Raw genomic sequence first — 19780 nt, 5'->3', positions numbered from 1 at the left:
GCATCTTCGGCCACTGTAAGGACAGGGGAGCCCAAAGGATGCCAGTGTGTAGCCCGGTCCGGTGTCGGCGGCGGGAGGGTGCGCTTGTCGGCCGGGTCCTACGGGGTGGTACTCAGGCGTGGTCGCTCCTGCGCAGGATGGGCAGAACCGCCGACACCAGCGTGCCGTTACCGGGTGCCGATGCAATGGAGAGCTTGCCGCCTGCAGCCTCGACCCGGTGGCGCATACCGGCAAGGCCGTGCGAGTTCGGGCGGATTGAGCCGGGATCAAAGCCTTCGCCGTCGTCGCGCACCTGCACATCCACATGGGTGGGATGGCCGTGCACCGTGACGAGGACCTTGCGTGCTCTGGCGTACTTGCCGATGTTGGTCAGCGCCTCCTGAACGAGCCGGTACACGGTGAGCTGAGACGCCTCGGGAAGCGGTACGTTTTCCAGGTTGGTTTCCACATCCAGTCCGGCGCGCTCCGCATATTCGCGCGTCAGAATCTCCAGTGCTGCCGTAAGCCCCAAATTCGACAGCGACGAGGGGCGGAGGTCTTCGATGATGCGGCGCTTGAGCGCGATGCCACTGTTGAGTGTCTCGGTCAGATGGCGCAAGCGTTCGGCCACCTCAGGGGGCTGCGCATCGATTTTGGACTTCAGGCGCGCCACATCGAGTTTGGCGGCCGTGAGCAATGCGCCAAGCTCGTCGTGCAGTTCGCGCGCGAGATGGCCGCGCTCCTCTTCTCGCACCTGCTGCAGGTGGTTGGCCAATTCGCTGAGCGTGGCTGTGCGCTCGCGCACCAGCACCTCCAGGCGGTCCCGCTCGCGCTCCAGGATCTCTTGCTGGCGCTGGCTCAGCCCTTGCAATGCACGCGCCTGGCGCAGGTACAGGTAGAAGGCCAGCAGCCCGATCGCGGTGACGACCGCGATGCCGATGCGGGACTGCATCAGCGACTGGGTCACCTGGTCGCGCGCACGGTTCAGGCGCACGTCGCTGCGCTGGATCAGCTCTCGCGCGTGCAGGCGAATGGCCTCCATATGCTCGCGGCCCACGTCGGTGTGGAGCACGAATTTCCACGCATCGTCATTGCCTTGCTTGCGCAGTCGCACACTGAGATCCATCTCGGCCAGCTTGCGCGACACCTGGCGCGATAGAAGCGCCATCTCCGGCACATCCTCACGGTAGGGCAGGAAATGGTTTCGAAGTGTGTCGAGGTGCAGATTGACCTGTGACACGGCGTTGTCGTAGGGCTCCAGATAGGCCTCGCTGCCTGTGAGCAGATACCCGCGCTGGCCCGTCTCAGCATCCAGCATGCTCTGCAGCAGCACGTTGACGGCACGGCGCGATTCCAAGGCGCTGCCCATCTCCGCCACCGCTTGTTGTGATTGCATGTGCCCCACTTCATTGATGCCCACGAGCACCAGCGAGGCGAGCAACGCCATGGGCAGGCTGATCGCTTTTTGCCGGGCCCGTGGCCACCACTGCAGGATTCGGTCGATAAGATTCATGGCGACCCCACGGGGTGAGAAGTTACGAGACACACAGCCTCGTTACACCGTGTGAGACGCCGCCAGCGACAGTCGGGAATCTCACGGTGCTTTGACAGCAGCCGTGCCGCCTCAACGAAAGAGAGTTCAATGATCAAGATCGGCATCGTGGATGACCATGCAATCGTGCGCTCGGGTCTGCGCCAGTTCCTGGCGGAGCATGTGGATCTGCGCGTGGAGGGCGAGGCGGCCAACGGCCGCGAGGCCATCGACCTGGTGCGCAACAAGGAACTCGACGTTCTGCTCATGGACTTGTCCATGCCCGGACAGAGCGGTCTGGATGCGTTGGCCATGCTGCGTGCCAAGGCACCGGACATGGGCATCTTGATCCTGAGCGGCTATCCGGAGGAACATTACGCCATCAACCTCATCCGGCAGGGCGCGAGCGGCTATCTCAACAAGGAGTGCGAGCCTTCCGAGATCGTCGAGGCCATTCGGACAATTGCGTTGGGTCGCCGATACCTCACGCCCGCTGTCGCCGAGCTGCTGGCTCAGCAACTGAACCGGAAGGACGATGCCCCGGTACATGAGCGTTTGTCGGAACGGGAGTTCCAAGTGTTTCTCAAGCTTGCCAAGGGCGAGACGGCTGGCGATATCTCGAAGGCGCTGTCGCTCAGCGTAAAGACGGTGAGCACCTACCGAACGCGGCTGATGGAGAAGATGGGTCTGTCTTCCAACAGCGATCTCACGTACTACGCACTCAAGAACCGCTTGATCGACTGACGCGCCGCGCACAGGCCGCCGTACCAGAGGCTTGTGCGACCAGCGGACGCAAGCCCGACCGGCTGGCCTGCGTGCGATCCCCATCGCCCGGCTCATTCGCTGGCGACCGGCCCACTCCCCGTGTGCAGGGGGGCACGCTGTGCATGTGCTACGCAGTATTCCACCAGCCCGTCAATTTCATTGGATTTGTCGAACACGGCATCCACCCCCAACTGCGCACAGCGCATGCGCACATCAGGCGTTGCGTAGTTGCTCAGAACCACCATCCGTTGGGCCGTGCCACGATCGCGGCAGGCCTCGAGCACGCCCAAACCGCTGCCCTGGCGCAGGAACAGGTCCACGATGGCCAGGTCCCAGTCTTGCGGGTGTTGCTGCAGCCAGCGCTTGCCTTCCTCTTCGGTTTCCGCAACGCCCACGGTCTCGACTGCGGCCAGTTCTTCCAGCGTTCCGATGAGGTTCTCACGGATGGTGGCGTTGTCTTCAACGATGTATGCGCGCAGTTTCACGGCCTGAATCCCGGGTGGCACCAGACCTCTCCGGTCGCCTGACTGCAATGTAGGGCAGCGCCGGGCGGGATTGTGCCAGCGGCGACGGGCTGAGCCTGTAGGTCCGCTCCTACAGGCGATCCGAGCACACCGGGCACCCGGGATCGCGGGCGGTGCGCAGGCTGCTCCATTCCATGGTGCGACCGTCGAGCATCAACAGTCGGCCTGCCAGTGACGGGCCTGCGCCGGTTACCAGTTTGAGCGCTTCGGCCGCCTGCATGGCCCCCACCACCCCCACCAGGGGAGCGAATACCCCCATGGTGGAGCAGCGCACCTCTTCGAAATCGGCTTCTGGTGGAAACAGGCACCCATAGCAGGGGGCGTCCGGCACGCGGGGATCCACCACCGTGATCTGGGCGTCGAAGCGGATGACCGCGCCGGCGACCAGCGGAACGTTGTGGCGTACGCAGGCCGCATTCACGGCCTGGCGGGTGCGGTAGTTATCGCTGCAGTCCAGCACGACATCCTTGCCCGCGACGAGCCGATCGAGCAGCGCTTCGTCGGCGCGTTCCGCCACAGTGGTCACCTGCACTTCGGGGTTGATGGAGTGCACAGCGCACGCGAGGGATTCGACCTTGTGGTGCCCGATCCGGTGGGTGGTGTGGGCGATCTGGCGCTGCAGGTTGGTCAGGTCCACGCGGTCGTGGTCCACCACCGTGAGCCGACCGACACCCGATGCGGCGAGGTACAGCACTGCCGGGCACCCCAGGCCGCCTGCGCCGATGACGAGCGCATGGGCCTCAAGTGCGCGCTCCTGTCCTTGGATGCCGACTTCATCGAGCAGGATGTGGCGTGAGTAGCGCAGCAGTTGATCGTCGTTCATGGCATTCGGGCAGTGCAGGATGGAAGACGGGCCGGACTTTCTTGCGAAAGACCGGCCCGTCGGTCGGATGCGCAGCGGCAGAGGCCGCTCAGCGTCAGTTTTCTTTCTTCTCGTCCGGGCGTTCCGTCAGGGTCTTGCTGACCATCACCGGCCGTCCCTTGAGCTGGTTGAGCGCCTGTTGCAACTGGAAGTCCTTGTCCGAGCCAAACTCGGGCAGCCGACGCTCGCTGCTGGCCTTGGCATTGCGGGCTTCTTCTTCCAGACGCTTGCGCGCTTCCTCCCGTGCTTTTTCACGGGCAGGGTCCTTGCGTTCTTCGCCCTGGCCGCCCGACAGGTGCTTGTCCAGGTCGGCCTCGCGCATGCGCAGGGCCGCAAACACGTTGCCTTCCTCAGACTCGTCCAGCATCACGTCGGGCACGATGCCCTTGGCCTGGATGGTTTTGCCACTGGGGGTGTAGTAGCGCGCCGTCGTCAGCTTGAGCGCAGTATCGGGCCCCAGCGGTCGTACGGTCTGCACCGAACCCTTGCCGAACGTCTGGCTGCCCATGATGGTGGCGCGCTTGTGGTCCTGCAAAGCACCCGCCACGATTTCGCTGGCCGAGGCCGAACCTTCGTTCACCAGCACCACCAGCGGCACATTCTTGAGCGAGGCCGGCAGGCGTTTGAGCGGATCCGGCCCGCCGCGGCGCTGGTAGTACTCGGGCGACGCCTTGAATGTCGCCTTGCTCTCAGGCAACTGGCCGTTGGTGGTCACCACCGTTACGTTCTCGGGCAGGAAAGCGGCCGAGATGGCCACCGCCGCATCCAGCAGGCCGCCGGGGTCGTTGCGCAGATCCAGCACCAGCCCCTTGAGCTGCGGATCCTGCTTGTAGACCTCTTCAACCTTGCGCACGAAGTCTTCCACTGTGCGCTCCTGGAACTGCGACACCCGGATCCAGGCGTAACCCGGTTCAATCAGCTTGCCCTTGACGGATTGTGTGCGGATCTCTTCGCGCGTGATCGTCACCGGGAAAGTGCGGTTTTCCTCGCGGCGGAAGATGGTGAGCGTGACCTTGGTGTTGGGCTCGCCACGCATGCGCTTGACGGCTTCGCTCAACGTCAGGCCTTTCACCGCCGTGTCGTCGATCTTGGTGATCAGGTCGTTGGTCTTGAGGCCCGCGCGGAAGGCGGGCGAGCCTTCGATCGGCGACACCACCTTGACCAGCCCGTCTTCCTGGCTGATCTCGATGCCCACGCCCACGAATCGCCCGGAGGTGCCTTCGCGGAATTCCTTGAACGACTTTTTGTCGAAATACTGCGAGTGCGGGTCGAGGCTGGCCACCATGCCCGAGATCGCGTCGGTGATGAGCTTTTTGTCGTCCACTGGCTCGACGTAGTCGGTCTTGACCAGACCGAACACGGCCGACAGTTGCTGGATCTCTTCCAGCGGCAGCGGTGTCATGGCGCCGCGCGCCACCGTCTGCAAAGACACGGTCGTGAGCGCACCCGCCACGACCCCGATCGACACCCACCCCGCAATTTTGAGTTTCTGACCCATACAGCACCTACAGAACCGCTTCAATATACACCTTGGAACGCGCGCAGGCGCGCCGGTTCCGCAGAGCGCAAAGCTTTGCGGGGTTTTCGTGTCCGCCAGAGGAGGGCTCCCGGCGCTTGGTGCGCTCCGGAGCCAGACGGGCGGCGGTCAGCCCTTGCCCTGGGCGGCCACGGCCGCTGCAGCACGGGCCGCTGCTTCGGCGTCGCCCAGGTAGTAGTGGCGCACGGGGCGCAGTTCAGCGTCCAGTTCGTACACCAGCGGAATGCCGTTGGGGATGTTCAGGCCCACGATGTCGGCGTCCGAGATGTTGTCCAGGTACTTGACCAGGGCGCGGATGGAATTGCCATGCGCCGCCAGTACCACGCGCTGGCCGGCGCGGATGGCCGGGGCCATGGTCTCGTTCCAGAAAGGCAGCACGCGCGCTACGGTGTCCTTGAGGCACTCGGTCAGCGGCACCTGGGCGGGGTCGAGGCCCGCGTAGCGGATGTCGCCGCGCTCGCAGCGCGGGTCGGTCGGCTCCAGCGCCGGTGGCGGCGTGTCGTAGCTGCGGCGCCAGACCAGCACCTGCTCGTCGCCGTACTGTTTGGCCATGTCGGCCTTGTTCAGGCCCTGCAGCGCGCCGTAGTGGCGTTCGTTCAGGCGCCAGCTGTGTTGCACAGGCAGCCAGGTGCGGTCCATCTCGTCCAGGCAGTGCCACAGTGTGCGCGTGGCGCGCTTGAGGACGCTGGTGTAGGCGATGTCAAACTCGTAGCCTTCGGCGCGCAGCAGGCGGCCGGCGTTCTTGGCCTGTTCGATGCCGGTGGCGGTCAGGTCCACGTCGGTCCAGCCGGTGAACCGGTTCTCCAGGTTCCAGGTCGATTCTCCGTGGCGAATCAGTACGAGTTTGTGCATGTTGTCCTTCAGCGGCGCGGGTCAAAACCGCGCATTCTAAAATCCAAGGTTCTGTAGCCCTTTCACGACCATGAAATTCGTCCTTGACAACTGGTATCTGATCGTCCTTGCGCTGGCTTCTGGCGGCCTCCTGCTGTGGCCTACGCTGCGCTCGGGCGGCGGCTCGCTCACGCCGGCCAGCGCCGTGCAGCTCATCAATCGCGAGAAAGCCGTGGTCATCGACGTGTGCGAAACCGAAGAGTTTGCGGCCGGCCATGTGGTGGGGGCCAAGAACCTTCCTCTGGGCCAGTTCGAAGAACGCCTCGCGGGCACCGTCAAGAACAAAGCCCTGCCGCTGGTCATCGTGTGCGCCAGCGGCGCGCGCGCGCAACGGGCTGTGGGTCTGGCCAAGAAGCTGGGCTACGAGAACGCCCAAGCCCTGTCGGGCGGCATGCGCGCATGGCGCGAGGCCAACCTGCCGGTCGAAAAGGCCTGACCCCCACTGCACCAGGAGCCGCCATGCCCGCCGTGAAGATGTACACCACCGCCGTCTGCCCCTACTGCATCCGTGCCAAGCAGATCCTGCACGCCAAGGGCGTCGAGTCCATCGAGGAGATCCGCGTGGACCAGAACCCCGAGGAGCGCATGCGCATGATGGAGATCACCGGCCGCCGCACCGTGCCGCAGATCTTCATCGGCGACACCCATGTGGGCGGCCACGACGACCTGGTGGCGCTGGACGCCCGCGGTGGCCTGATGCCCCTGCTGGCCGGTCAGTGAACCGGCTGTTGGCCGCTGCATAATGCAGGCCGTGTGCCCGCTCTGGGAGCCTCTCCCGGGCGGGCTTTGTTTTGTGACCCTTACCGTTGAGCAGAGAGAGACCTCACCATGGCCGACCAAGAGACCCCCGTGTTCCAGATCCAGCGCGTGTACCTGAAAGACCTGTCGCTCGAACAGCCGAACTCGCCCGCGATCCTGCTGGAACAGGAATCCCCGAGCGTGGACATCCAGCTCGGCGTGGAGGCCCTGCCGGTGGCCGAAGGCATTTTTGAAGTTTCGGTGACCGCCACGGTGCAGACCAAGATCCAGGACAAGACGGTGTTCCTGGTCGAGGCCAAGCAGGCTGGCATCTTCGAAATTCGCAACATTCCCGAAGACCAGATGGGCGCAATCATGGGCATTGCCTGTCCGCAGATCGTGTACCCCTACCTGCGTGGCAACGTGGCCGACGTGATCAACCGCGCAGGCTTCCCGCCCGTGCACCTGGCGGAAATCAACTTCCAGGCCATGTACGAGCAGCAAAGCCAGGCGGCCGCAGCGTCGTCTATCGCCCAGTAACGCACCACTCCCGGGCACACCTGGCAGCGGCAAGGCGCTGCCCGACCGTCACGCCCGGGCCTGCGATGAGCGCATTGCAGATTCTGGTGCTGGGGGCCGGGGCCTGGGGTACCGCCGTGGCGGCCAGCGCGGCCGCCCATCCCGCAGGCCATGCTGTCACGCTCTGGGCACGCAGCCCCGAGCAGGCAGCCCAGATGCAGGCCTGCCACGAAAACACCCGCTACCTGCCCGGCATTCCGCTGCCATCCGCCTTGCGGGTGGCCAGCGGCGACTGGGCGGCGCTGGCGCGCGCGGCCGATCTCGTCATCGTCGCCACGCCCATGGCCGGGTTGCGCGGCATGCTGCAGGCCCTGGCGCCCGTGGCCCGCGCCCCTGTGGCCTGGCTGTGCAAAGGGTTTGAGCAGCCCCAGCCCGGTGCCGCGGCTGGTGGCGCTGGTCTGCTCGCGCACGAGGTGTGCGAGCAGGTGGCGCCCGGCCTGCTGGCAGGCGTGCTCAGCGGTCCCAGCTTTGCCCAAGAGGTGGCCCGTGCCCAACCCACCGCCATGGTGGCCGCCAGCCCGCATGCGCCCGTGCGCGATGCGCTGGTACGGGCGCTGCACGGCCCCAGCGTGCGCGTGTACGCGAATGACGATTGGGTGGGCGTGGAAGTGGGCGGTGCGGTGAAGAACGTGCTGGCCATTGCCACCGGCCTGTGCGACGGCCTGCAACTGGGCCTGAACGCCCGCGCGGCCCTGGTCACGCGCGGCCTGGCCGAAACCACCCGCCTGGGCCTGGCCCTGGGCGCGCGCGCCGAGACCTTCATGGGCCTGTCGGGTCTGGGCGACCTGGTGCTCACGGCCACGGGCGACTTGTCGCGCAACCGGCGCGTGGGGCTGCTGCTCGCATCCGGCCAGACGCTGGCCCAGGCCGTCGAATCGCTGGGCCATGTGGCCGAGGGCGTGTACAGCGCCCGCACCGTGGCCGGGCGCGCACGCCAGTTGGGCATTGAAATGCCCATCACCGAGGCCGTGGTCGGCCTGCTGGACGGGCGTCTGGCCCCGGCCGAAGCCGTGGCCCAGCTCATGGGCCGCGACCCGGCCGCCGACCGGCCTGTGTGAACCCGCACGCTCCTGCGGGCGAGGCGTTCAACCCCCTGCCGGCAGCGCGGCCCCGTGCGTAGCCGGTGCAGCCCTTCAGCAGGGGGTCTGAGTCGTTTCAGCCCGTATTCCCGCAGCAGCGCTGTTTGGGGGCGGCACGGGCACCCCGGCCTCAGAGCCCGCGTTCGAGCGCCAGCAGTTCCTCCACCGTCTGGCGGCGGCGGATCAGCCGGTGCGCATCGCCGTCCACCAGCACTTCGGCCACCAGCGGGCGGGTGTTGTAGTTGGACGACATCGACGCGCCATACGCCCCGGTGTCGTGCAGCACCACCAGGTCGCCCACCGTGGCCGGCGTGAGCGGGCGCGGCTGCACCACGCCGCCGTCGCCCTGCGTGAACACGTCGCCCGATTCGCACAGCGGCCCGGCCAGCACGGTGGGGCGCGGTGCTGGCGTGCTGCCGTCGCGGCGCAGCACCGTCATGGCATGGAAGCTGCCGTACATCGACGGGCGCATCAGCTCGTTGAAGCCCGCATCCACCAGCACGAAATGGTTGCGGCCCACGTCTTTGGTGGCACGCACCTCGGCCAGCAGCACGCCCGATTCGGCCACTAGGAAGCGGCCCGGCTCCAGCTCCAGGGCCAGCGGGTGGCCCAGCACGGCCTCAGCCTGCTGGCGGGCGGCGTTCCACAGCCCGAAGTAGTGCTGCGTGTCCACCACCGCATCGCCTTCGCGGTAGGGAATCGACAGCCCGCCGCCGGCCGACAGGGCGTGCAGGTCCATGCCTGCCGCCTGGGTGGTACGCACCAGTTGCACCATGGCTCCGCAGACTTCCGAGAGGTGTCCGTAGTCCACGCCCGAGCCGATGTGCATGTGCAGGCCCACCAGGCGCAGCCCGTGCTGGCGGATGGCGGCCAGCGCAGCGGGCAGGTCGGTGTGCCAGATGCCGTGCTTGCTGTGCTCCCCGCCGGTGTTGGTCTTGTTGCTGTGGCCGTGGCCAAAGCCCGGGTTGATGCGCAGCCACACGGCATGGCCCGGCGAGCGCTCGCCCAGCTGGTGCAGCATGTCGATGGAGCCTGCGTTCACCGGCACGCGGTGCTCGACCACGCAGTCGAGCGTCGGCGCATCGAACAGGTCGGCCGTGAACACGATGCCCGAAGGCTCGGCATCGCCTGCGGTGTAGCCGGCCTCCAGCGCGCGCAGGATCTCGCCGCGCGAGACCGCGTCCACCTTCACGCCCTGCTCGCGCATCAGCCGCAGGATGTGCACGTTCGAGCAAGCCTTCTGCGCAAAGCGCACGGTGTCGAAGTTCGACACCTGGGCGATGCGCTCGCGGATCGTGGCGGCGTCGTACACCCACAGCGGCGTGCCATAGGTGCGGTCCAGGGTCCAGAGTTGGTCGGGGGTGAAGCGGTGGGCCATGGAGAATCCGGCAAAAAAGGGGGAGGAGGCTGCCGGCCATGCGCGGTACCGACCAGCGTAGCCCGCATGATGGCGCGCTACCGTCATGCTGTCCAATGCTCGTTATTGGTAGGTGTATGCAATCCGGATATGCTGGCGCAATGGCCTCCCATGCCCCTTCACCGCCCACGCCCGCATCGCCCCGCGCCCGCCGCCGTGGCAGCAATGGCCCGCGCACCACCGCGGTCGGGCCCACGCCCGATGCGGTGCCTGCGCGCGCAGCACCGCCGCGCATCACCCACCGCCAGCTTGAGGTGTTCCGCGCCGTCATGACCACCGGCAGCGTGACGGCGGCCGCAGCGCTGCTGCACAGCTCGCAACCCACGCTCAGCCGCGAGATCGCGCGCTTCGAGCAATTGCTGGGCTACCCGCTGTTCGAGCGCACGCCGGGCCGCCTGCGCCCCCATGCGCGTGCCCTGGCGCTGTGGGACGAGGTGCAGCGCGCCTGGACGGGGCTGGAGCGCGTGGCCGATCGCGCGCTGGCGCTGGGCCGCTCAGAAGCTGCCGAGCTTGCCGTGGCCTGCGTGCCCGCGCTGGCCCAGGCCCTGCTGCCCGGTGCGGCTGCGCGGCTGCTCGCGCAGCGGCCTGGCCTCGCGCTGTCGGTCACACCGCAAGAATCCCCCTTGCTGGAGGAATGGCTGAGCGCCCAGCGCTTTGACCTGGGCCTGAGCGAGCAGCGCGGCGCACCCCCGGGCACCACCGCCGAGCCGCTGCTAGCGGTGGACGAACTGGCCGTGCTGCCCGCAGGCCACCCGCTGGCCGCCAAGCCGCGCCTGCGCGCGCAAGACTTTGACGGTCTGCCTTTTGTGAGCCTGGCCCCCGACGACCCCTACCGCCGCGCCATCGACGCGTGGATGGCCGAGTCGGGCGTGGCACGCCGCATGGCCGTGCAAACCCACAGCGCCGTGGCCGTCTGCGCCATGGTGCAGCACGGCCTGGGCGTGGGCATCGTCAACCCGCTCACCGCCCTGGCCTGCGCAGGCCCGGGCCTGGTGCTGCGGCCGCTGGCCACGTCGCTGCCCTTTTGCGTGACCCTGCTGCGCCCCGCCCACCGCCCGCACGCGCCCGAGGCCGACCTGCTGGCCCAGGCGCTGCACGCCGAGGCCGCGGCGCTGCGCCAGCGCTTGGCTGCGCTGGTGGGGGAGGAGAAGATATTTGCTATCAAAAAGTGAGCTGCTCGTGCTTTATAAACAAGCACAAGCGGCCGATTTGGTTCTCTTTCATAAAGCTCGATCGGGCCATCGATGGCTCGGGCTGCCTCCAGAAGCTGCCGCGCAGCGGCTCAGGGGGGCCTTTCAAGACCTCCGCTTCGTCACCAAGGCGAAAACCGGCGCAGTCCGCCAAGCCCAGGGGCATCGAGCAAGGGTCGCCCCGCAGCGAGGATGCCGTCCCCCTGCCCGCAGGGCGCAGCCCTGCGAGAGCGGGGGGAAGCCGCGCAGCGGCTCAGGGGGGTGCCTCTTCTAGCACTCCAGGTTGTCAATCAAGCGCGTGCGCCCCAGCTTGGCTGCACCCAGCGCCACCAGGCTGCCCGGCGCATCGCTGGCCGTGGGGGGCAGCAGGTCGCTGCGGCGGCGCACCGTAAGGTAGTCGGGTTCCCAGCCGCGTGCGCGCAGGGTGTGCAGGGCCTCGGCTTCCAGGGCGGCCTGGGCCTCGGGTGTGGCCGGGGCGGTGGCCGCCCAGGCGGTGGCCAGACGGGCCAGGGCCTGGGGCAGGGCGGTGGCTTCGGCGCGCTCGGCCGGGCTCAGGTAGCCGTTGCGCGAGCTCAGCGCCAACCCATCGGGCGCGCGCTGCGTGGCCCCGGCCACGACCTGCACGGGCAGCGCAAACTGCTGCACCATGCGGCGCACCACCAGCAGTTGCTGGTAGTCCTTCTGCCCGAACACGGCGGTGCCGCCGGTGCGGCCCAGCACGAGCGCAAACAGCTTGAGCACCACGGTGCACACGCCCCCGAAGAAGCCGGGGCGAAAGCGGCCCTCCAGCAGGTCGGCCAGCGCCGGGTCGGGCTGCACGCGGAAGGTTTGCGGCTCGGGGTACAGGTCGGCCTCGCGCGGGGCAAACAGCACGTCGCAGCCGGCGGCCTCCAGCGCGGCGCAGTCGGCCGCGAAGGTGCGCGGGTAGCTGTCGAAGTCTTCATGCGGCAGAAACTGCAGCCGGTTCACGAAGATGCTGGCCACGGTGCAGTCACCCAGCGTGCGTGCCTGGCGCACCAGGGCGATGTGGCCGTCGTGCAGGTTGCCCATGGTGGGCACAAAAGCGGGGTGCTGGCGGCCGGCCAGGGCGGCGCGCAGTTCGTCGGGGGTGCGGGCGATGTGCATGGGGGCTCCAGTGGGGTTCGGGGGCGCGCTCACCAGGCGTGGCGCGTGTCGTCGGGAAAGCGCCCGTCCTTCACGGCGCGCACGTAGGCTTCGAACGCGCCGCGCACGCTGCCCGCATCGGCCAGAAAATCGTGCACGAAGCGCGGCACGCGGCCCAGGTGGGCGCCGAGCATGTCGTGCATCACCAGCACCTGTCCGGCCGTGCCGCGGCCTGCGCCAATGCCGATGGTGGCGCAGTGCGCGAGCGCGTCGGTGATCTCGGCCGCCAGCAGGGCGGGCACCATCTCCAGCACCAGCAGGCGGGCTCCGGCGTCTTGCAGCGCGAGTGCGTCGGCGCGCAGCTGGCGCGCGGCCTGGTCGCCCTGGCCCTGCACGCGGTAGCCGCCCAGCGCATGCACCGTCTGTGGCGTGAGGCCCAGGTGCGCGCACACCGGAATGCCGCGCTCGACCAGGAAGGCCACCGTGGGCACCGTCCAGCCGCCGCCTTCGAGCTTGACCATGTGCGCCCCCGCCTGCATGAGCTGGCAGGCGCTGCGCAGGGCCTGTTCGCGGCTTTCGGCGTAGCTGCCGTAGGGCAGGTCGGCTACCAACCATGCTGTGCCCTGCACGCGTTGCAGGCCACGTGCCACCGAGGCGGTGTGGTAGGCCATGGTGTCGAGCTGCACGCCCACGGTGCTGGGCAGGCCCTGGCAGACCATGCCCACCGAATCGCCCACCAGCAGGCAGTCCACGCCCGCCGCGTCGGCCACGGCGGCCAGCGTGGCGTCGTAGGCCGTGAGCATGGCGATCTTCTCGCCCGCGGCGCGCATCTGCTGCAGGCGCGGCAGGCTCACGGGCTTGCGCACGGGCAGGGGCGACGCCGGAGGCAGCGTGCCATAAGGCGTACCGGGCGTGGCCGGTGCGGCGGCGGTGCTCGCGGCGGGTGGCGGGGTGGGCGTCATGCGGGGCTCCTGCAAAAGGGGTCGGCAAAACTGCTGCGGTGCAGCAAAGTGCGCGGAGTCTAGGCGTTGCGCGCCAGGCCGCGTTAGAGACTCCTCTCGACCCATGCGGTTTTGCCGCGCGCGCGGCGCGGATACCCGGGCAGGCCCCGGCAGCCCCTGCGCCGATGCGGCTATGCTTCGCGCCCATGACCGCACCGACGACCGCTTTGCCCCAGGCTTTGACCCAGGAATACACCCTCGAATCCGTGGCCGCCCTGGCCCAGGCCGACGTGGCCCGCGCGCTGGCCGAAGACGTGGGCACCGGCGACCTGACCGCTGGACTGATCGACCCCGGCCGCCGCGCCCGCGCCCGCGTGATCGCGCGCGAGGCCGCCGTGCTGTGCGGCGCGCCCTGGGCCGACGCCGCCTTGCGCGCGCTGGACCCGACGGCCACCTCGACCTGGCATGTGCCCGAGGGTGGGCGCTGCGCTCCCGACCAAGTGCTGTGGGAGATTGAAGGCCAGGCGCGCGCGCTGCTGTCGGCCGAGCGCACGGCGCTGAACTTTCTGCAACTGCTGTCGGCCGTGGCCACCAAAACGCGGCAGTACGCCGACGTAGTGGCCGGTACGCGCGCGCGCATCGTGGATACGCGCAAGACGCTGCCCGGCCTGCGCCTGGCGCAAAAGTACGCCGTGTGGTGCGGCGGCGGCACCAACCACCGCATCGGCCTGCACGACGCCGTGCTGATCAAAGAGAACCACATTGCCGCCGCAGGCGGCGTGACGGCTGTGCTGCAGGCCGCCCGCGTGGTGGCCGCGCAGGCCAAGTTCATCGAAATCGAGGTGGAAACGCTGGACCAGCTGCGCGAAGCGCTGGACGCCGGGGCCACCATGGTGCTGCTGGACAACATGCCCCTGCCCATGCTGCGCGAGGCCGTGGCGCTGAACGCCGGGCGGGCGATTCTCGAAATCTCGGGCGGTGTGACGCTGGATGGCCTGCGCGCCCTGGCCGAAACCGGTGTGGACCGCATCTCGATTGGCACACTCACCAAGGACGTGAAGGCGGTGGACTTGTCGATGCGCTTGCAGGAGGTGGAGTGAACACCCCCCTGAGCCGCTGCGCGGCTTCCCCCCGCTCTCGCGGCGCTGCGCTTGCGGGCAGGGGGACGGCATCCTCGCTGCGGGGCGGCCCTTGCTTGATGCCCCTGGGCTTGGGAGGCCGCGCCGGTTTCCGCCGGTGTGACGAAGCGCACTCCCTGAGCCGCTGCGCGGCTTCCCCCCGCTCTCGCGGCGCTGCGCTTGCGGGCAGGGGGACGGCATCCTCGCTGCGGGGCGGCCCTTGCTTGATGCCCCTGGGCTTGGCAGGCCGCGCCGGTTTCAGTCGCCATGACGAAGCCGGGCGTTCGCAGGCCCGACCCTGAAAAGCCCTCACGCTGAATTCTGAGAAATCCCACCATGACGACTGTGATCGACGTCGAATACGAGCAGCCCGGCGAAGCCGCGAGCGGTGCCGTGTGTTCCACCAAGCACGCCTGGGCGCGGGTGCCGCCCGAGCCCACGGCCGACGAGCGCGCGGCGCTCAAGGACAAGATCCGCCGCCTGCTCAAGGAAAAAAACGCGGTGATGGTGTCGCACTACTACGTGCACCCCGACCTGCAGGACCTGGCCGAGGAAACCGGCGGCATCGTCAGCGATTCGCTGGAAATGGCGCGCTTTGGGCGCGACCACGCGGCGCAGACGCTGGTCGTGAGCGGCGTGCGCTTCATGGGCGAGACGGCCAAGATCCTGAGCCCTGAAAAAACCGTGCTCATGCCCGACCTCGACGCGACCTGCTCGCTCGACCTGGGCTGCCCGGCCGATGCGTTTGCGGCGTTCTGCGACCAGCACCCGGACCGCACCGTGGTGGTGTATGCCAACACCAGCGCCGCCGTGAAGGCGCGGGCCGACTGGCTGGTCACGTCGAGCTGCGCGCTCGACATCGTGCGCGCGCTCAAGGAGCGCGGCCACAAGATCCTCTGGGCGCCCGACCGCCACCTGGGCGCGTACATCCAGCGCGAAACCGGGGCCGACATGGTGTTCTGGAACGGCGCCTGCATCGTGCACGACGAATTCAAGGCGCTGGAGCTGGAGTTGCTGAAAAAGGCCCACCCCCAGGCCAAGGTGCTGGTGCACCCCGAAAGCCCGGCCGACGTGGTGGCCCTGGCCGACGCCGTGGGCTCCACCAGCGCCATCCTCAAAGCCGCGCGCGAGCTGGACGCCACTGAATTCATCGTGGCCACCGACAACGGCATGATGCACAAGCTGCGCACGCTGAACCCCGGCAAAACCTTCATCGAAGCGCCCACGGCCGGCAACAGCGCCACCTGCAAGAGCTGCGCGCACTGCCCCTGGATGGCCATGAACGGCCTGGCCGACGTGGCCCGCGTGCTGGAGACCGGGGCCAACGCCATCGACGTGGATGCCGCACTGATCCCGCGCGCGCGCCAGCCGATCGACCGCATGCTCGCCTTCACCGCCGCGCTCAAGAACGGTCAGCCCCTGGGCGCGCTGGTGCCGCACCTGGGCGCTGCCTGAGCGGGCCGCTTACTGCAATTTGCTCTGGTTTTGATAGCTGCTTAGCAAGCATGGACAAGCACGAGCAGCCTGTTGGGCCTGAAACTCTGGCCACTTCCGGTGCGCCGCACACCGCCTGGATCGACTTTGCCGACCCGGCCGGAGCCGACCGCCCGCGCCTGCGCCACGCCTGGGGCGCACCGCGGGCCGTGCTGGTGGCCCACACCGCGGCCGAGGTGCCTGCGGTGCTCGACGCCGTGGAGCGCGCCGCCACCGCTGGGGCCTGGTGCGTGGGCGGGCTGCGCTACGAGGCGGCCCGCGCGTTCGACGCGGCGCTTGCCACCCACCCGGCCGAAGGGCCGCTCGCCTGGTTTGCGGTGCACGACGCGCCCGAGCCCGATGCTGCCACCCCGGCAGATGCGGGCGGCGACTGGGCCGTGGACTGGCAGCCCTTTGCCGACCGCGCGCGCTTTGGCGCCGACCTGCAGCGCATTCACGCCGCCATCGCCGCGGGCGAGTTCTACCAGGTCAACCACACGGCGCGCTGGCGTGGTCAGTTGCAAGGGCCGGTGGGTGCGCTGTGGGCCGCGCTGCGCCGGGCCCAGCCCGGCGGCTATGCGCTGCGGCTGGCCCTGGGGCCCGAGGGCGGGGACGAACACCTGCTGTCGGTCTCGCCCGAGCTGTTTTTTGACTGGTGCGACGGCCGCCTGCTCACCCGCCCCATGAAGGGCACGGCCGCCCGCGGCCCCACACCCACCGAGGACGCCGCCCGCGCCCAGGCGCTGCGCAGCTCGCCCAAAGAGCGGGCCGAGAACGTGATGATCGTGGACCTGCTGCGCAACGACGTGTCGCGCATCGCCGTGCCGCACAGCGTGCAGGTGCCTGCGCTGTTCCACACCGAGCCGCTGCCCACCGTGTGGCAGATGACCTCGGACGTGGTCGCCCAGACGCGGCCCGGCACCACGCTCGCGCAGGTGTTTGCGGCGCTGTTTCCGTGCGGCTCGGTCACGGGCGCGCCCAAGGTGCGCGCCATGCAGCAGATCCGCGCGCTGGAGCCCGACGCGCGCGGCTGGTACTGCGGCGCATTGGGCGTGGTGCGGCCTGCGCCCGGCGGCGGCGTGCATGCCACCTTCAACGTGCCCATCCGCACGCTGGTGCTGGGGGCGGCTGCGGCCAATGGCACCCGGCCCGTGGCCTGCGGCATCGGCAGCGGCATCACCAGCGGTGCCGAGGCCGACGCCGAATGGGCCGAATGGCAGCACAAGCGCGCCTTTGTCGAACGCGCCAGCGCGCCGTTTGAGCTGCTCGAAACCCTGGCCCTGGTCGATGGCAGCCTGCGCCATGCCGACGCCCACCTGGCCCGCATGGCTGAGGCCGCCGCGCACTTTGGCTACCCCTGGCAACCTGCGGCCGTGCGGGCCGCGCTGCACGCCCTGGCTGCCGCGCACCCCGCAGGCGCGTGGCGCGTGCGGCTGCGGCTGGACGCGCAGGGCCAGGTGCACACCGAAGCCTTTGCGCTGGCCGCCACCGCCGCACCCGTGCGGCTGCAACTGGCCTCCCGGCCGTTCGAGGCTGCGCACAGCGAATTCGTGCGCCACAAAACCACGCGCCGCGCCCACTACGCGGCGTTTGCGCCCACCACGCCCGGCGTGTTCGACACCGTGCTGTGGAACACCGCGGGCGAGATCACCGAAACCACCTTCGGCAACATCGCCGCGCGGCTGGACGGCCGCTGGATCACGCCGCCGCTGGCCTGCGGCCTGCTGCCCGGTGTGGGCCGTGCCCAGGCGCTGGCCCAGGGCCTAGTGCACGAAGCCGTGCTGCGCCTGCAGGATGTGCCACGGGTCGAGGCCTGGGCGTTTGTGAACAGCCTGCGTGGGTGGCTGGATGCAACGCTGGCGCCGCCCGCTGTCCGGCTTTGAGCCTTGAGCCTTGAGCCTTGGGCCGCACCGCGCTGTGGCGTGCTGTCAAGGCCCTCACTCAGCCGTAGCGCCGGGCACGCCCCGTGGGGCCGAAGCCCGGTGTCACCACCGCTCTTTCTGGTACGACGCGCGGTCCATGTCCACCACCTCCACGCTCACCTGTACCTGCACGCCATCGGGGCGGGGCACCAGGGGGCGCAGGGCCTGCAGCACCAGGGCCGACAGGGCCTGCTTGGCCTCGGGTGTGCGGCCCGAGAGCAGGCGCAGCTGGGCGTGTACGAAGGCGCGGCGCTCAGGCTGGGTGCCGATGGCGAATGAGGCTACCGGCACGGTGCGGGTTTTGAGGTCGGACTCCTGCGCCACCTCGGGGTGGGCGCAGAGTGCGGCGTTGACGGCGTGCAGCACTTCGGCCTCGGGGAAGGGGGCGAGGTTCTGGCTGTATTCGAGGGTCAGGTGGGGCATGGCGGCAAGGGCGGGTGAACGGTCGGGGGGCTCGGCGGGCGGCCCGTGGGCTCAGCGCGCGGGCGGCACGAGGATGGTGGGCGCGGCCGGGGCGGCGCGTTCGGGGTAGTCGCGGCTGTAGTGCAGGCCGCGGCTTTCGCGGCGCATCTGCGCGCTCTTGACGATGAGCTCGGCCACCTGCACCAGGTTGCGCAGCTCCAGCAGGTCGCGCGTGACGTGGAAGTGCGAATAGAACTCGTGGATCTCGCCCTGCAGCAGTGCAATGCGGTGGGCGGCGCGCTCCAGGCGTTTGTTGGTGCGCACGATGCCCACGTAGTCCCACATGAAGCGGCGCAGTTCGTCCCAGTTGTGCGAGATGACCACGCATTCGTCGGCGTCGGTCACGCGGCTGTCGTCCCACGGGGGCAGCTGCGGCTGCGGGCTGGGCGGCGCGGCGGCAATGGTGCGGGCGGCGGCCTGGGCAAACACCATGCATTCGAGCAGCGAGTTGCTGGCCAGCCGGTTGGCCCCGTGCAGGCCGGTGCAGGCGGTTTCGCCAATCGCGTACAGGCCGGGCAGGTCGGTCGCGCCGCTCAGGTCGGTGAGCACGCCGCCGCAGGTGTAGTGGGCGGCCGGCACCACGGGAATGGGCTCGCGCGTGATGTCGATGCCCAGCTGCGCGCAGCGCGCGAGGATGTTGGGAAAGTGCTCCTGCAGAAACTGCGGGCTCTGGTGCGAGATGTCGAGGTGCACGCAGTCGAGCCCGTGCTTTTTCATCTCGAAGTCGATGGCGCGGGCCACCACGTCGCGCGGGGCAAGTTCGCCGCGCTCGTCGTGCTGGGGCATGAAGCGCGTGCCCCCGGCCTGCGGCGGCAGGCGCAGCTGGCCGCCTTCGCCGCGCACGGCTTCGGTGATGAGGAAGGACTTGGCGTGCGGGTGGTACAGGCAGGTGGGGTGGAACTGGATGAACTCCAGGTTGGCCACCCGGCAGCCTGCGCGCCAGGCGGCGGCAATGCCGTCGCCCGTGGCGGTGTCGGGGTTGGTGGTGTAGAGGTACACCTTGCCCGCGCCGCCCGTGGCCAGGATGGTGTGCGGCGCGCGGAAGGTTTCGACCTCGTCCGTGGCTTCGTTGAGCGCGTACAGGCCCAGGCAGCGCTCGGGCCCGGGCTGGCCGAGCTTGCGGGCGGTGATCAGGTCCACCAGCGTGTGGTGCTCCAGCAGGGTGATGCCGGGCGTGCTGCGCACGCGCTCCATCAGCGTCTGCTGCACGGCGGCGCCCGTGGCGTCGGTGGCGTGCACGATGCGCCGCGCGCTGTGGCCGCCTTCACGCGTGAGGTGCAGGGCGCCGTCTTCGAGCGAGAAGGGCACGCCCAGCTGCTGCAGCCAGGCAATGGCAGGCGGCGCGTTCTCGACCACGAAGCGCGTGGCCGCCAGGTCGCACAGGCCGCCACCGGCCACCAGGGTGTCTTGCACGTGCGCCTCGAAGCTGTCGCCTTCGGCCAGCACGGCGGCAATGCCGCCCTGGGCCCAGCCGCTGGCACCGTCGCCCAGGCTGCGCTTGGTGAGCACAGCCACGCGGTGCGTGGGGGCCAGGTGCAGCGCGGCCGACAGGCCGGCCAGGCCGCTGCCGATGATGAGCACGTCAAAGTCGTGGGATGCCATGGAAAGTGTCCAGTTGCCTGTGAAGTGGGCGAGGCTCTAGGCCGGGGCCACCGTGGCGCTGGCTTT

19 protein-coding genes are annotated in these 19780 nt (G+C 69.0%); 9 read left to right on the top strand and 10 right to left on the bottom strand.

Features of this window, described 5'->3' with window-relative positions:
* Window positions 1-112 precede the first annotated feature (112 nt).
* Window positions 113-1492, bottom strand: coding sequence for a sensor histidine kinase (locus ABD866_RS07740; protein WP_345062866.1), 1380 nt, complete (start codon window positions 1490-1492; stop codon window positions 113-115).
* A 129-nt stretch (window positions 1493-1621) separates the two neighbouring features.
* Between ABD866_RS07740 and ABD866_RS07735 the strand changes: the two genes are divergently transcribed.
* On the top strand, window positions 1622-2254 hold the full coding sequence (locus tag ABD866_RS07735) for a response regulator (RefSeq protein WP_345062864.1): 633 nt from the start codon (window positions 1622-1624) through the stop codon (window positions 2252-2254).
* Window positions 2255-2346: 92 nt separating this feature from the next.
* Here ABD866_RS07735 and ABD866_RS07730 read toward each other — a convergent pair whose 3' ends face one another.
* The 4 genes from ABD866_RS07730 to gpmA all read right to left on the bottom strand — a co-directional run bounded on the left by ABD866_RS07730 (window position 2347) and on the right by gpmA (window position 6050).
* The gene (locus tag ABD866_RS07730) at window positions 2347-2760 is read right to left on the bottom strand and encodes a response regulator (RefSeq protein WP_345062862.1); all 414 of its coding nucleotides are present in this window, start codon (window positions 2758-2760) and stop codon (window positions 2347-2349) included.
* 109 nt (window positions 2761-2869) lie between these two features.
* Window positions 2870-3622 (bottom strand): HesA/MoeB/ThiF family protein, encoded by a 753-nt coding sequence (locus ABD866_RS07725; protein ID WP_345062860.1) that lies wholly within the window; start codon window positions 3620-3622, stop codon window positions 2870-2872.
* Window positions 3623-3716: 94 nt separating this feature from the next.
* A complete protein-coding gene (locus ABD866_RS07720) occupies window positions 3717-5159 on the bottom strand; it encodes a S41 family peptidase (protein ID WP_345062858.1) in 1443 nt (480 codons plus the stop codon).
* A 147-nt stretch (window positions 5160-5306) separates the two neighbouring features.
* Window positions 5307-6050, bottom strand: a complete 744-nt coding sequence (gpmA, locus tag ABD866_RS07715) for a 2,3-diphosphoglycerate-dependent phosphoglycerate mutase (protein ID WP_345062856.1) — start codon at window positions 6048-6050, stop codon at window positions 5307-5309.
* 70 nt (window positions 6051-6120) lie between these two features.
* On the opposite strand from gpmA, the gene ABD866_RS07710 reads away from it, so the two are divergent.
* The 4 genes from ABD866_RS07710 to ABD866_RS07695 all read left to right on the top strand — a co-directional run bounded on the left by ABD866_RS07710 (window position 6121) and on the right by ABD866_RS07695 (window position 8464).
* Entirely contained in the window at window positions 6121-6525 is a 405-nt protein-coding gene (locus ABD866_RS07710; RefSeq protein ID WP_345062854.1) for a rhodanese-like domain-containing protein, read from the top strand.
* Between the two features lie 23 nt (window positions 6526-6548).
* On the top strand, window positions 6549-6809 hold the full coding sequence (grxC, locus tag ABD866_RS07705) for a glutaredoxin 3 (protein WP_345062852.1): 261 nt from the start codon (window positions 6549-6551) through the stop codon (window positions 6807-6809).
* 108 nt (window positions 6810-6917) lie between these two features.
* Window positions 6918-7367 carry a protein-export chaperone SecB gene (secB, locus tag ABD866_RS07700; RefSeq protein WP_345062850.1) on the top strand — a complete coding sequence of 150 codons (450 nt, stop codon included), beginning with the start codon at window positions 6918-6920 and terminating at the stop codon, window positions 7365-7367.
* A 74-nt stretch (window positions 7368-7441) separates the two neighbouring features.
* Window positions 7442-8464, top strand: a complete 1023-nt coding sequence (locus ABD866_RS07695; RefSeq protein ID WP_345063030.1) for an NAD(P)H-dependent glycerol-3-phosphate dehydrogenase — start codon at window positions 7442-7444, stop codon at window positions 8462-8464.
* A gap of 151 nt (window positions 8465-8615) precedes the next feature.
* Here the strand turns inward: ABD866_RS07695 and lysA are convergent, their stop codons facing one another.
* Window positions 8616-9863 (bottom strand): diaminopimelate decarboxylase, encoded by a 1248-nt coding sequence (gene lysA, locus ABD866_RS07690; RefSeq protein ID WP_345062848.1) that lies wholly within the window; start codon window positions 9861-9863, stop codon window positions 8616-8618.
* A 140-nt stretch (window positions 9864-10003) separates the two neighbouring features.
* Between lysA and ABD866_RS07685 the strand changes: the two genes are divergently transcribed.
* The gene (locus ABD866_RS07685) at window positions 10004-11074 is read left to right on the top strand and encodes a LysR family transcriptional regulator (RefSeq protein ID WP_345062846.1); all 1071 of its coding nucleotides are present in this window, start codon (window positions 10004-10006) and stop codon (window positions 11072-11074) included.
* Between the two features lie 288 nt (window positions 11075-11362).
* Here ABD866_RS07685 and panC read toward each other — a convergent pair whose 3' ends face one another.
* Entirely contained in the window at window positions 11363-12217 is an 855-nt protein-coding gene (panC, locus tag ABD866_RS07680) for a pantoate--beta-alanine ligase (RefSeq protein ID WP_345062844.1), read from the bottom strand.
* A 29-nt stretch (window positions 12218-12246) separates the two neighbouring features.
* Window positions 12247-13158 (bottom strand): 3-methyl-2-oxobutanoate hydroxymethyltransferase, encoded by a 912-nt coding sequence (panB, locus tag ABD866_RS07675; protein WP_345062842.1) that lies wholly within the window; start codon window positions 13156-13158, stop codon window positions 12247-12249.
* Between the two features lie 185 nt (window positions 13159-13343).
* Here panB and nadC point away from each other — a divergent pair, with 185 nt between their 5' ends.
* The 3 genes from nadC (at window position 13344) to ABD866_RS07660 (ending at window position 17611) form a co-directional block, all read left to right on the top strand.
* Complete coding sequence (gene nadC / locus ABD866_RS07670) at window positions 13344-14237, top strand: carboxylating nicotinate-nucleotide diphosphorylase (protein WP_345062840.1); 894 nt, start codon at window positions 13344-13346, stop codon at window positions 14235-14237.
* A gap of 354 nt (window positions 14238-14591) precedes the next feature.
* Window positions 14592-15710, top strand: a complete 1119-nt coding sequence (nadA, locus tag ABD866_RS07665; RefSeq protein ID WP_345062838.1) for a quinolinate synthase NadA — start codon at window positions 14592-14594, stop codon at window positions 15708-15710.
* A 50-nt stretch (window positions 15711-15760) separates the two neighbouring features.
* Window positions 15761-17611: a chorismate-binding protein gene (locus ABD866_RS07660; RefSeq protein ID WP_345062836.1), complete on the top strand. Its 1851-nt coding sequence runs from the start codon at window positions 15761-15763 to the stop codon at window positions 17609-17611.
* Window positions 17612-17713: 102 nt separating this feature from the next.
* Here the strand turns inward: ABD866_RS07660 and ABD866_RS07655 are convergent, their stop codons facing one another.
* Window positions 17714-18073 carry a 5-carboxymethyl-2-hydroxymuconate Delta-isomerase gene (locus ABD866_RS07655; protein WP_345062834.1) on the bottom strand — a complete coding sequence of 120 codons (360 nt, stop codon included), beginning with the start codon at window positions 18071-18073 and terminating at the stop codon, window positions 17714-17716.
* A gap of 51 nt (window positions 18074-18124) precedes the next feature.
* A complete protein-coding gene (gene nadB, locus ABD866_RS07650) occupies window positions 18125-19714 on the bottom strand; it encodes an L-aspartate oxidase (RefSeq protein WP_345062832.1) in 1590 nt (529 codons plus the stop codon).
* Window positions 19715-19780 lie beyond the last annotated feature (66 nt).

The sequence above is a fragment of the Acidovorax lacteus genome (assembly GCF_039540375.1).
Taxonomy (GTDB): domain Bacteria; phylum Pseudomonadota; class Gammaproteobacteria; order Burkholderiales; family Burkholderiaceae_C; genus Acidovorax_G; species Acidovorax_G lacteus.
The sequence above is the reverse complement of the archived record's forward strand: the minus strand, read 5'-3'. Positions and strand labels throughout refer to the sequence as shown.